The following is a 12,178-nucleotide window of genomic DNA, read 5'->3' as shown; positions in this document are numbered from 1 at the left end:
CGGCGCGCGCTTACGACGCGGCGGTGGCCATCTCCCGCGGCGGGGTATTCGCGGCCGAGCGCAGGATCATCCCATAAAGATCGCGCGGCTCATCGGGATCGGCCAGCATGTCGAGCGGCGTGCACAGCCCGGTGGCCGACACGCGATCACGCAGGTAGCGCAGTGCGCTGAAATCCTCGGTTGCGAAGCCGACCGAATCGAAGATCGTGATCTGCTGGTTCGACACACGGCCCGGCGCATGGCCCGTCAGCACCTGCCAGAACTCGGTCACCGGATGGTCGGGGTCGAGCTGCTGGATCTCGCCCTCGATGCGGGTCTGCGGCGGATACTCCACGAAGATATCCGAGCGCAGCAGCACATCGCGCGCCAGTTCGGTCTTGCCGGGGCAATCGCCGCCCACCGCGTTGATATGCACGCCCTCGGCGACCATGTTGTCTGACAGGATCGTCGCGTAACGCTTGTCGGCAGTGACGGTGGTGATGATCTGGGCGCCCAGAACGGCCTCTTGCGCGCTGGTGCAAGCCTGCATCGAAAAGCCCTTGCCCAAGAGGTTCGCGATCAGACGCTCGGTCGCGCTTGGGTCGATGTCGTAAAGCCGGAACTTGCGGATCCCCATCAGCGCGTGGAAGGCAAGCGCCTGGAACTCGGACTGCGCGCCATTGCCGATGATGGCCACGGTGTCGGCCCCGCGCGGCGCCAGCACCTTGGTGGTCAGCGCCGAGGTCGCCGCCGTGCGCAGCGCGGTCAGGATGGTCATCTCGGACATCAGCACCGGATAGCCCGTCGCCACATCGGCCAGCACCCCGAAGGCGGTCACGGTCTGGCGGCCGCTGCGGGTATTCTCGGGGTGACCGTTCACATATTTGAAGCTGTAAGTTTCGCCATCCGAGGTCGGCATCAGCTCGATCACGCCCGAATCGGAATGGGCAGCGACGCGCGGCGTCTTGTCGAAGCTTTCCCAGCGGCGGAAGTCGGCCTCAATATAGGCCGCCAGATCGCGCAGGAAGGTCTCCACGCCAGTGAGGGTAACGATCCGCATCATGTGATCGACGCTGACGAACGGAACGAGATTGAGGGACATGTCAGTCTTACCGGGTTGAGGCAGGGCGCAGATGCGCCTGCAGATGACGCGCGGCGATCCCAAAGGCGCCGGCGATGAGGAACGTAAGCGCCAGGTAGAGCACGGCCGCCGTGACCAGCCCTTCGTAGGCGAGGTAGTATTTGCCGTTCAGCGTGCGCCCGGCGCCCAGGATATCCTGGATGGTGATGATGCTGGCCACGGTCGAGCCATGCAGCATCAAGATCACCTCGTTGCCATACTGCGGCAGCGCACGGCGGAAGGCGCCAGGGATGACGATGCGGCGCAGCATCCGCAACGGCGACATGCCGATGGCCTGCGCCGCCTCGATCTCGCCTTTCGGGGTAGCCTCGATGGCGCCGCGCAGGATCTCGGCGGTATAGGCGCCGGTATTGAGCGAGAACGCGATCAGCGCGCAGTTGAACGGGCTGCGCAGCACCGCCCAAAGAAAGCTGTCGCGGATGAACTCGAACTGCGAGAGACCGTAATAGACCAGATAGGTCTGCACCAGCATCGGCGTGCCGCGAAACACGAAGACATAGCCGCGCAGAACCGCGTCGATATAGGGCAGGCGCATGGTGCGCAGAACCGCCACCGGCATCGCGATCAGCATACCGATCGCCAGTGAGGCCACGGTCAGTTCCAGCGTCATCACGATGCCGTCGATGAACATGTCCGCATGTTTGAAGATCAGGTCGAAACGCATCTGTCAGAACCCCGGTCTGTAGCGGCGCTCGAGCCGATGGAGTAGGTTGCCCGATACCGCCGTCAGCGCGAGGAAGAACAAGATCACCGCCAGCATGAAGACGAAGGGCTCGCGGGTGGCCTTGCCGGCCTTGTCGGCCAGCCCGACCATGTCCTGAAGCCCGACGATCGAGATGATCGCGGTGGATTTCAGCATCACCAGCCAGGTGTTGGTAAACCCCGGCAGGGCAAGCCGCAGCATCTGCGGGAAGATGATCCGCCCAAGGATACGGCGCGGCGCAAGGCCGATGGCCTGTGCAGCCTCGACCTGGCCATGCGGCACAGACAGGTAGGCGCCACGGAATGTCTCGGCCAGGAAAGCGCCGAAGATGAAGCCAAGCGTCACCACCCCGATGAAAAAGGGGCTCAGGCTGATCCGCTCGTATCCCATCAGTGCGAGGACCGAATTGATCGCCCGCTCGCCGCCGAAGAAAAACAGCAGCATCAGCACGAGGTCGGGAATGCCCCGCGCGATGGTCGTGTAGCTTGTGGTAACCGCCCGCCCGAGGCGGCCGCCACGCAGGTAGAGCGTGGCGAAACCGGCACCGAGGGTAAGCGCGAGGGCCATGGACAGGATCGCAACCGCAATCGTGACACCCATGCCGCCGATCAGGATCGGCAGATAACCGACGATCTTGTCCATGGCATTCCCCTTACTCGCCGTACTGGTCGGTCGAGAAGTATTGGTTGTTGATTTCCATGTACTTGCCGTTGGCGCGGATAGCCTTGATCGCGCCGTTCAGCTTTTCACGCAGCTCATCCTCGCCGGGGCGCAGGGCGATACCGGCACCCTCGCCGAAGTATTCCACCTCGCGGTGCGGCGCGCCGAAGAAGGCAAAGCCCTCGCCTGCCGGGGTCGAAAGGAAGGCGATCTCGCCGGTGCCCGCGTCCACGAAGGCCGCATCGATCCGCCCGGCCGTCAGGTCGAGGTAGATCTCTTCTTCCGAGCCATAGAGGCCCAGTTCGACATCGGGGAATTCGCCAGCCATGAAGTCATGCGCGATGGTGCCGCGCTGCACGCCGACGCGCTTGCCCGAGAGGCCCTCGGTAGTGTCGGTCAGCCCCGCATCGGCCTTGCCGATGAACATGTTGGGCGATTGCAGGTATTTCTGGGTGAAGGCCACGACCTGCGCGCGTTCGGGCGTGATCGACATCGAGGCGATGATCGCATCGCATTTGCCTTCGAGCAGCGAGGGGATCATGGCGTCCCAGTCGGTCTTGACTAGCGGGCAGTCCACGCCAATCTCGGCGCAGAGCGCGTTGGTGAGGTCGATATCCATACCGACGATCTCGCCTTTTTCGTTCATCATCGACATGGGCGGGTAGGCGCCCTCGACGCAAACCTTCATCTCGGTCGCACCGGCAAGGGCGGTGGTGGCAAGCAGGGCCGCAATGGCCGCGATAGTTTTCATTTGCAGTTCTCCTGTTGGTTTCTTCGTGGTGGTTATGTGGAACCGGACGCCTCAGTTGAGGCGGACGTGCTTGAGGAATTGGGTCAGGCGCTCGGACTTGGGGGCGCCGAAAATCTCGGCGGGCGGGCCGCTTTCCTCGACAAGGCCCTTGTGCAGGAACACGACCTTCGAGGCGACGTCGCGCGCGAAAGCCATTTCATGCGTGACCAGAAGCATGGTGCGCCCCTCGGTCGCGAGGTCGCGGATCACCGCCAGCACCTCGGCCACCAGTTCGGGGTCAAGTGCCGAAGTGGGTTCATCGAACAGCATCACCTCGGGTTGCATGGCCAGCGCGCGGGCAATGGCGATGCGCTGCTGCTGGCCGCCGGAAAGCTGTGCCGGATAGGCGCCCTCGCGGCCCTTCATGCCGACACGCTCCAGCAGCGACTGCGCAAGGGCGACGGCCTCGTCGCGGTGCATGCCGTGGATCTGGGTCGGGCCTTCGATCAGATTCTCCAGAACCGTCATGTGCGACCACAGATTGAAGCTTTGAAAGACGAAGCCCAGCTTGGAGCGAATACGGCGCAGCTGACGCGGATCGCGCGCCACACGGCGGCCCTTGCGGTGCACAAGGTCCAGATGCTCGCCGTTGACGAAGATCTCGCCCTGCGAGCAATCCTCTAGCTGGTTGATGCAGCGCAGGAAGGTCGACTTGCCCGAGCCCGAGGCCCCGATCAGCGCGATCACATCGCCCTGATGCGCCTCAAGCGAGATGCCGCGCAGAACCTCGAGCGCGCCATAGCTCTTGTGCAGATCCCGGACGGCAAGGCGCAATGCGCCCGAAGGTTCCAAGCCTTGCATTGTGATTTCCCCTGTCGGTGGCCGTTTGGTTGTCGTTGCGAAAACGCTACCACCGGCCCCGCGCGACAGGGCATGAGAAATCAGCTCAACTCATGAACCATATTCATGCCTGTTCCGACGCGCCGCAGAACGCAGCCAGGTGACGAGCCGCGCGATGTCGGGTTCGTTGCGGCGCTCGTATTTGACCTGGATGTCATAGGTCAGGCCTGTGGGGACCGGATCGCCCGGCAGGCGCACCACCTCGCCACGCGCCATCAGGGGAAAGGCGATGAAATCGGGCACCAGCGCCGCGCCCATGCCCGCGCGCACCATCTCAAGCGCCAGCAGGTAATGCGAGCAGCACCGCCAAGCGCCTTCGCGAAGCGCACTCATTTCAAGCCCGTTGAGCACGGCGAAGGCCTCCCAGTCCTTACCGGTCAGAACCGGGTCGGTATCCGACGAGATCAGCGGGATTGGCCGCGCAAAGGCTTGGCGGAACTGCGGTGCGGCCACGGGCACCAGCAATTCGCGGAAGAGCCGCGTGGACCAATAACCCCGCCGCTGCGGCTCGGAGCTGACGAACACATCCGCGACCCGGTCGGTGATCTCTGGCGGATCCGAAATCATGATCAGGCGCAGGTCGATATCGGGGTTCTTCTCGGTGAATTGGGGCAGCGCGGGGATCATCCAGCCCGACGCGAAGGACGAATAAAGCGCCAGCCGCACCATGCGCCGGTTCACACCGATCGTCGCGGCGGCGGATTGCTCGATCAGATCGAAAGCGCCATCGAGCGAATCGGCCAGCCGTCTGCCTGCATCCGTCAGGCTGATCGACCGGCCCTGGCGCTCGATCAGCACTTCCCCCAGCAAATCCGAGAGCTTGCGCAGCTGATGGCTGGCGGCGCTTTGGGTGATGCCGAGCTCTTCGGCGGCCGCCGTCACCGACAGGTGCCGCGCGACGGCATCGAAAACCTGGAACCCGCGCAGGTTCATCTGGGTGCGGCGCTTGGTCATTCATGAACTCCGCTCATCGTGTTTCAAGCGAACTCATTACTCGATCCGCTGTCAAGAACCTAGAGTGGACGCAAGTCACAGGAGAGTATCATGCAGACGGAACAGGTCGCCCTCACCCCTGGCCCGATGAGCGGGAGCAGGCATCTCACGGTCTATCGGTTCGGCACCCCCGGCGCGCGGCCGCGCGTCTATATCCAGGGCGGGCTTCATGCCGATGAGGCGCCCGGGATGCTCGTAGGGTTCAGTCTGCGCGACAGCCTTGCCAAGCTGGAGGCCGAGGGCCGCATCAAGGGCGAGGTGCTGCTGGTGCCGCTGGCGAACCCGATCGGGCTGGATCAGGGCGTTGTTGGCGGCAGCTTCGGGCGCTTCGAGGCGACGAGCGGTCAGAACTTCAACCGCAACTTCCCCGATGCAGCGGCGCTGGCGCTGGCGGCAGACGACCGCGCGCCGGGTAATGACCCGGTCGCCGAGTTGCGCACCCGCTTGGCCGCAGGGCTGGATGCGCTGCAACCGCGCAGCCCGATCGGCGCGCTGCAACGCGCGCTGCTGCGCATGGCCATCGATGCCGACATCGTGCTGGACATGCATTGCGATTCAGAAGCCGTGACGCATATCTATTGCCACGCCGAGCAGACCGAGGAAGCCGCCCGACTGGGGCACGCGACCGGCTCGGGCGCGGTGCTTCATGCCGAGGTGCAGGGCGGACGCTCATTCGACGAGGCCTGCACCCTTCCCTGGGTGGCGCTGCGCGAGCGTTTCCAGATCGACCTGCCGATTGCCTGTTTCGCCGTCACGCTGGAATGGCGCGGCGTGTTGGACACCTGCCCCGACGAGGCCCGCCGCGATGCCGAGGCCGTCATCTCCTGGCTGGCGCACACCGGCTGCATCGAAGGCCCCGCCGGGCAGTCACGCGGCGAAGGTGCCGCGCCTACGCCGCTGGCCGCGGTCGAGGTGGTCAGCGCCCCGGCGCCGGGTCTGTTCCATGCCTGCGTCGAGCCGGGTGCGCGAGTGCAGGCGGGCACCCGGCTAGGCACTGTGAAAAGCTTCCCCGACGGGCAGGACATTGCGATCCACGCCAGCACCGAGGGCGTACTTTATGCGCGCGAGCAGATGCGCATCGTGCGCGCGGGTACCGACCTGTTCTTCGTGGCAGGTCAGAAGCCGCTGCGACAGGGAATGCTTCTGGGGGCGTGACCGCTGGGCGGGGCGCAGCGATGCGCCCTGCCACATGCCCTGACGTCAGCTCCTGCCAGAGCGTCACTTTGTCTGTTTTCACCGACAGGCCATAGCCGCTAAGTGCTTAACCAGATGGAAAACTTTCGATTGTAGCAAGCGGAAAGCCGCTGCAAGGGAAAGCCTCATCCAATGAGTGTGGCGTGTCAGTAGGCAGGAGTACGAGCAGTGGCAACTTACTATACCGATCAGTTCTGGATCATCGATCCCTCCGCCCCTCCCCCTGCCGGCAGCACGCTTACGGTCTACGATTATCAGATCCTGGATCGGACGGATGACCAGCTGATCAATGCCTTGGGCACCAACAGCCAGCGTGACGTGATCGACGGGTCGCGGATCGTAAGGTCTTATCCGGGCGATACCGTGACCGTCACCTATGCTGATGGCAGCACCGCGACCATCACGGGCGCGACCTTCTATCTGGCCGATGGCCGCGAGGTGTTCACCCCGACCGACGGCAGTGTCCTGCATGATGCGACCCTTGTTCGCACGACCTATGTCACGGTGCAGGGCTCGATGAATGTCGGATCCCTGGCGCCGGTGTGTTTGACCCGTGGCTGCATGATCGACACAACCGATGGCAGCCGCCCGGTCGAGACGCTTCGGGCGGGCGATCTGATACTCAGCCCGACCGGCGCGCCGCAGGCCTTGCGCGCGGTGTTCTCACGCAAGATCGACCCGCGCGAGCTGCGCTCCAGCCCCGCCTTGCTGCCGGTTCGGATCGCGGCGGGTGCGCTTGGGCCGGGGTTGCCGACGCGCGATCTGCTGGTTTCGCGCCAGCATCGGATGCTGGTTCGCTCCACCATCGCAGCGCGGATGTTCGGCGCGCCCGAGGTGCTCGTCCCCGCGATCATGCTGACCGCGCTTCCCGGTATCGCCGTGGAGGAAACAGCAACCGAGGTGGAGTACTTCCATTTGGTTTTCGACCAGCACGCCCTGATCATGGCCGAGAACGCACCGACCGAGAGCCTCTTTCCGGGCAAGCAGGCCCTCAGATCGCTTGCCCCGGCGGCGGTTGAGGAGCTTTTCGCGATCTTCCCCGAACTGGCCGGGCAAAGGTTTGATGTCGCGCCTGCGCGACCGCTCGCGCAGGGGAGAAAGGCACGCCATCTGATCGAGCGTCACGCCGCCAACGGAAAGCCACTGCTTGGAAGTGCGGCGGCCTGATCACGGCAGGCCAGCAAACGATTCCATATCCGCACTTACCGCGCTGGTCTTTCGCCAAGTGATCCGCGGGCGGCGGCAAGCCCGCCCCGAACGGCGCCTTTTTGGTAAGCGAAATCGCAGGCTTCAAGCCGATCAGATCGGGTATTGGAACGGCGGGGCCGGATTCGTATCGGCCTGAAACCGGGACCGGTTTAGAGCCCTGCCAAGAAATTCAAAAAGCCGCTCAAGCTATTCGCTTGAGCGGCTTTTTTGTTTGGTGCCCAGGAGAGGACTCGAACCTCCACGCCTTGCGGCACACGGACCTGAACCGTGCGCGTCTACCAATTCCGCCACCTGGGCCGGTGTCGTGAGGGGCGATGTAGCCGGGGGCGCAGGGACTGTCAACGGGGGTTTGAAAGATTTTCTGCGCTTCGCTCCGCGACCCGGCCTTTGGCCTTGTTTGACAAGGGGCTTGGCGCTAATCAGGGAGCAACTTTTTGCAATTGAAAGGCCAAAGCCGATGTCGAAGCTGGTCACGATCTACGGCGGTTCCGGATTCCTCGGGCGTTACATCGCCCGGCGTATGGCAAAGGACGGCTGGCGCGTGCGCGTCGCAGTCCGCCGCCCGAACGAGGCATTGTTCGTGAAGCCCTACGGCGCCGTCGGTCAGGTCGAGCCGGTTCTGTGCAACATCCGCGACCACGTCAGCGTGCGCGAGGCGATGCGCGGCGCGGATGCGGTGATCAACTGCGTCGGCATCCTCGTGAACGAAGGCCCGAACCGTTTCGACGCGGTGCAGGCCGATGGGGCAGGGCTTATCGCGCGCATTGCGGCGAAAGAGGGCGTCAAGTCGCTCGTACATGTTTCGGCCATTGGCGCGGATGCGGAATCGGACAGCAACTACGCACGCACGAAGGCCCTGGGCGAGGCCGAAGTGCTCAAATACTTCCCGAGCGCGATGATCCTGCGCCCCTCGATCCTGTTCGGGACCGAGGACGGCTTCTTCAACAAGTTTGCCGCCATGGCCAAGTTCGGCCCGATTCTGCCCGTCGCGGGCGGCGATACTCGCTTCCAGCCGGTCTGGGTCGATGACGTGGCACAGGCCGCGGTGATGGGCGCCGAGGGCAATGCCGCTGGCGTCTATGAACTCGGTGGCCCCGATGTCGATACGTTCAAGGGGCTGATCGGCCGGATGCTCCCGGTGATCAACCGCCGCCGTCTGGTTGTAAGCCTGCCGGTCTTTGTTGCGAAGATCATCGCCGCCGCAGGCGACGTGGTGCAGGGCCTGACGCTCGGCCTCGTGACCAACCGCATCCTGACGCTCGACCAGCTGACGAACCTGCAAAAGGACAACGTCGTGTCGGAAGGCGCCAAGACTTTCGCGGATCTCGGCATCAAGCCGACGCCGCTTGGCGCCGTGCTGCCCGACTATCTGTGGCGTTTCCGCCCGCATGGCCAGTATGACGCCATTCAGGCCTCGGCTAAGAATATGCGCAAGACTTCGTAATGAATGAGACGATCATCGCGGGCCTGCTCGGCCTGCTTGAGGGTCTGACCGAGTTCATACCCGTTTCCTCGACCGGCCATATCCTCTTGGCCGGTCATTTTCTTGGCTTCAACTCGTCGGGCAAGACCTTCGAGGTGCTGATTCAGCTGGGGGCGATCCTGGCGATCGTCGGCGTCTATGCGCAGCGACTGATCCATGTGTTCGCCTCGGCCCCGCACGACCCGGCCGCGCGCCGCTTCATCCTGACGGTGCTGGTCGCCTTCCTGCCCGCCGCCATCATCGGCGTTGCGGCACATGGGATCATCAAGACGATTCTGTTCGAAACACCCATCCTGATCGCCTCCATGCTGGTTCTTGGCGGGGTGATCCTGCTTTGGGTTGACCGGCTGAATCTGCCCGAGCGCGAAACGGATGCGATGCGTCTATCGCCGACGCTGGCGTTCAAGATCGGGTTGTTCCAATGCCTTGCGATGATACCGGGCGTGTCGCGCTCGGGCTCGACAATCGTTGGCGCCATGCTGATGGGCGTATCCAAGCGCGCCGCGGCCGAATTCAGCTTCTTTCTGTCGATGCCGACCATGGCAGGCGCATTCACCTACGATCTCTACAAGAGCCGCGATCTGCTGAACGCCAAGGACATCGACCTGATCACGATCGGCTTCGTAGCCGCGTTCATTTCGGGTATCTTCGTGGTGCGAGGCCTCTTGGATTTCGTTGGACGTCACGGATACGCGGCCTTCGGCTGGTGGCGAATCATCGTCGGAACGGCCGCTCTGGTCCTGATTTATGCAGGTTACTGACAGTTAGGTACTGCATACTGACCTAATTTTGGCTCTTTCCTGGGTCAACCGCGATGCTCGGTCGCATTTTTATGCCATTTAAGACAGCATTGCTGACTTTTATTTTCCGCAGACCCGGTGTAACCATGCGCACCCGATCCATTCGAAGGGAGGCACGGCCATGGCAAAGGAACGCATGCTCAAGTTCGTCCATACGGCGAAGGAGATGCCCGAGAAGCGTGACGCAAGTGTGCGCTCCCACGACTTCAACGAGATTTATCGCGAGTTCGCCGACGCGAAAGCCGCCGAGCAATCCTCGCGCTGCTCGCAATGCGGCGTGCCCTATTGCCACACGCACTGCCCGCTGCATAACAACATCCCCGACTGGCTGCGACTGACCGCCGCGGGCCGCCTGCAAGAGGCCTATGAGCTCAGCCAGGCCACCAACACCTTCCCCGAGATCTGCGGCCGTATCTGCCCGCAGGACCGCCTGTGCGAAGGCAATTGCGTGATCGAGCAGTCCGGCCATGGCACCGTCACCATCGGCGCCATCGAGAAATACATCACCGACACCGCCTGGGACATGGGCTGGGTGAAGCCCGTCAAACCGGCGGTCGAGCGCGCGGAATCGGTGGGCATCATCGGTGCCGGTCCGGGTGGCCTTGCCGCCGCAGATGTGCTGCGCCGCGCGGGCCTGCAAGTCACCGTCTATGACCGCTACGACCGCGCGGGCGGCCTGCTGACCTACGGCATCCCTGGCTTCAAGCTGGAGAAAGACGTCGTCATGCAGCGCGTCGATCAGCTGGCGCAGGGTGGCGTCGAATTCGTGCTGAACTGCAATGTCGGCGAGGACATCAGCTTTGACGCGATCCGCGGCAAGCATGACGCCGTCATCATCGCCACGGGCGTCTACAAGACCCGCGATCTGACCGATCCGGGCGCGGATGCCGAGGGCATCGTGCGCGCGATCGACTATCTTACCGTGTCGAACAAGCTCAGCTTCGGCGACGAGGTGCCGGAATTCGCCGATGGCACCTATAATGCCGAGGGCAAGAATGTCGTCGTCATCGGCGGCGGCGATACCGCGATGGACTGCGTGCGCACCGCGATCCGCCAGGGCGCCAAGTCGGTCAAGTGCCTCTACCGCCGCGACCGCACGAACATGCCCGGCTCGCAGCGCGAAGTGCAGAACGCCGAGGAAGAGGGCGTCGAATTCGTCTGGATGGCCGCGCCCAAGGGCTTTGCGGGCAATCCGGTCGCCTCGGTCACGGTGCAGCGCATGAAACTGGGCGCGCCGGACGCCTCGGGCCGCCAATCGCCCGAGCCGATCGAGGGCGGCATCTACGAAGAGCCGGCCGATCTGGTGATCAAGGCGCTCGGCTTCGAGCCTGAAGACCTGCCCAAACTCTGGGGTGTGGACGGGCTGGAAGTGACCCGCTGGGGCACCATCAAGGCGTCGTTTGGAACGCATAAGACGAGCCTGCCGGGCGTATTCGCCGTGGGCGATATCGTTCGCGGCGCAAGCCTTGTGGTCTGGGCGATCCGCGACGGGCGCGAAGCGGCCGACTCGGTCGTCAAGTTCATCGACGGCGCGGCGGCGGTTGCCGCCGAGTGATCAGGGTGCATCGGCGGGGTTAGCCATGCCGATGCGCGCCAGCGGTCCGGCGAACTGCCGGACATCATCGGGTCAGCGCGACTGACCCAACAGGTTTCGAAAGGGTGTTTGCGGTGATCGCACGAGCGGCAATTCTGGCAACGGTTGGGGGGCTCTGCGCCGCCCTGCCGGCGGCTGCCGCCTCGTTCACGCCGCCACCCGGATGCGAGCTGGAAATGACCGTGCAATTGCATGACTGCCAGGTCGCAAACCACTATCGCTGCGAGACCGACCCCGCCGGCTATCGCAACATCGCATTTGCCGATGGCTCTGGCGTCTTCTTCATCTCGAAGCTCGACAGCGAGACCCGCTGGATGCTGAGCTACAGCCCCGAGACCGGCGAGATCGACCGGCTGGATCAGGATGGCTCGGCCGATCATGCCTCGTTCAGCGCGCTTCTGGCCGATGGCCGCGACGACTACGACTTCGTCACGCGCAACAACTTCGGCGACGTGCGCCGCAACGTGGGCTACGACCGGCTGACCGGCGAGAGTGTCACCATCGACGGCGTCGTGCTGGAGCGTTGCGAGTTCGACATGACCGTCGAGGACGAGGCCGGGAACTTCCTGGCCCATCGCAAGGGGCTGCAACTGATCAGCCGCAAGCTGCGCCTGTTCTTTGCCGATACCGAGCAATTCGAGAACGTCTTTGGCGACAAGGCCTCGACCAGTATGGCCCCCGTGACCTTCGCCTTTCCCGGCGACGAGGGCTTTGGCGAGACCCGCCCGAAATATGATTGCGACATGCTGATGACCGGCGCGTCGCCCCTGAATGACCGACCCACTCTCTGAG

The 12,178-nt window shown here is 63.8% G+C and carries 12 protein-coding genes and 1 tRNA gene; 6 read left to right on the top strand and 7 right to left on the bottom strand.

Annotation, left to right across the window (positions count from 1 at the left end; all coding sequences use genetic code 11):
* Positions 1-10: 10 nt before the first annotated feature.
* The 6 genes from ocd to N3C64_RS06990 all read right to left on the bottom strand — a co-directional run bounded on the left by ocd (position 11) and on the right by N3C64_RS06990 (position 5,067).
* Positions 11-1,081 carry an ornithine cyclodeaminase gene (ocd, locus tag N3C64_RS07015; RefSeq protein WP_260013442.1) on the bottom strand — a complete coding sequence of 357 codons (1,071 nt, stop codon included), beginning with the start codon at positions 1,079-1,081 and terminating at the stop codon, positions 11-13.
* A gap of 7 nt (positions 1,082-1,088) precedes the next feature.
* The gene (locus tag N3C64_RS07010; RefSeq protein ID WP_218630116.1) at positions 1,089-1,784 is read right to left on the bottom strand and encodes an ABC transporter permease; all 696 of its coding nucleotides are present in this window, start codon (positions 1,782-1,784) and stop codon (positions 1,089-1,091) included.
* A 3-nt stretch (positions 1,785-1,787) separates the two neighbouring features.
* Complete coding sequence (locus N3C64_RS07005) at positions 1,788-2,465, bottom strand: ABC transporter permease (protein ID WP_260013433.1); 678 nt, start codon at positions 2,463-2,465, stop codon at positions 1,788-1,790.
* A gap of 10 nt (positions 2,466-2,475) precedes the next feature.
* A complete protein-coding gene (locus N3C64_RS07000; protein ID WP_260013432.1) occupies positions 2,476-3,234 on the bottom strand; it encodes a transporter substrate-binding domain-containing protein in 759 nt (252 codons plus the stop codon).
* 51 nt (positions 3,235-3,285) lie between these two features.
* The gene (locus N3C64_RS06995) at positions 3,286-4,074 is read right to left on the bottom strand and encodes an ABC transporter ATP-binding protein (protein WP_260013431.1); all 789 of its coding nucleotides are present in this window, start codon (positions 4,072-4,074) and stop codon (positions 3,286-3,288) included.
* Between the two features lie 90 nt (positions 4,075-4,164).
* Positions 4,165-5,067 carry a LysR family transcriptional regulator gene (locus N3C64_RS06990; RefSeq protein ID WP_260013429.1) on the bottom strand — a complete coding sequence of 301 codons (903 nt, stop codon included), beginning with the start codon at positions 5,065-5,067 and terminating at the stop codon, positions 4,165-4,167.
* Positions 5,068-5,157: 90 nt separating this feature from the next.
* Here N3C64_RS06990 and N3C64_RS06985 point away from each other — a divergent pair, with 90 nt between their 5' ends.
* Positions 5,158-6,261 (top strand): succinylglutamate desuccinylase/aspartoacylase family protein, encoded by a 1,104-nt coding sequence (locus N3C64_RS06985; RefSeq protein WP_260013427.1) that lies wholly within the window; start codon positions 5,158-5,160, stop codon positions 6,259-6,261.
* A 207-nt stretch (positions 6,262-6,468) separates the two neighbouring features.
* Positions 6,469-7,467: a Hint domain-containing protein gene (locus N3C64_RS06980; RefSeq protein ID WP_260013425.1), complete on the top strand. Its 999-nt coding sequence runs from the start codon at positions 6,469-6,471 to the stop codon at positions 7,465-7,467.
* A 254-nt stretch (positions 7,468-7,721) separates the two neighbouring features.
* Here N3C64_RS06980 and N3C64_RS06975 read toward each other — a convergent pair.
* Positions 7,722-7,806: transfer RNA gene (locus tag N3C64_RS06975), tRNA-Leu, on the bottom strand.
* Between the two features lie 160 nt (positions 7,807-7,966).
* Here N3C64_RS06975 and N3C64_RS06970 point away from each other — a divergent pair.
* From N3C64_RS06970 to N3C64_RS06955, 4 genes are all read left to right on the top strand, one after another.
* A complete protein-coding gene (locus tag N3C64_RS06970) occupies positions 7,967-8,953 on the top strand; it encodes a complex I NDUFA9 subunit family protein (protein ID WP_260013423.1) in 987 nt (328 codons plus the stop codon).
* Positions 8,953-9,753, top strand: a complete 801-nt coding sequence (locus N3C64_RS06965; protein ID WP_260013421.1) for an undecaprenyl-diphosphate phosphatase — start codon at positions 8,953-8,955, stop codon at positions 9,751-9,753. The genes N3C64_RS06970 and N3C64_RS06965 overlap by 1 nt, the downstream gene beginning before the upstream one ends.
* A gap of 160 nt (positions 9,754-9,913) precedes the next feature.
* The gene (locus tag N3C64_RS06960; protein WP_218630126.1) at positions 9,914-11,347 is read left to right on the top strand and encodes an NAD(P)-dependent oxidoreductase; all 1,434 of its coding nucleotides are present in this window, start codon (positions 9,914-9,916) and stop codon (positions 11,345-11,347) included.
* 215 nt (positions 11,348-11,562) lie between these two features.
* Positions 11,563-12,177: a hypothetical protein gene (locus N3C64_RS06955; protein WP_236021140.1), complete on the top strand. Its 615-nt coding sequence runs from the start codon at positions 11,563-11,565 to the stop codon at positions 12,175-12,177.
* Position 12,178: the final 1 nt, after the last annotated feature.

Origin of the sequence: Sedimentimonas flavescens (genome assembly GCF_025154035.1) — a bacterium.
GTDB classification, from domain to species: Bacteria; Pseudomonadota; Alphaproteobacteria; order Rhodobacterales; family Rhodobacteraceae; genus Rhodobacter; species Rhodobacter flavescens.
This window is presented reverse-complemented; position numbering and strand designations above follow the sequence as displayed.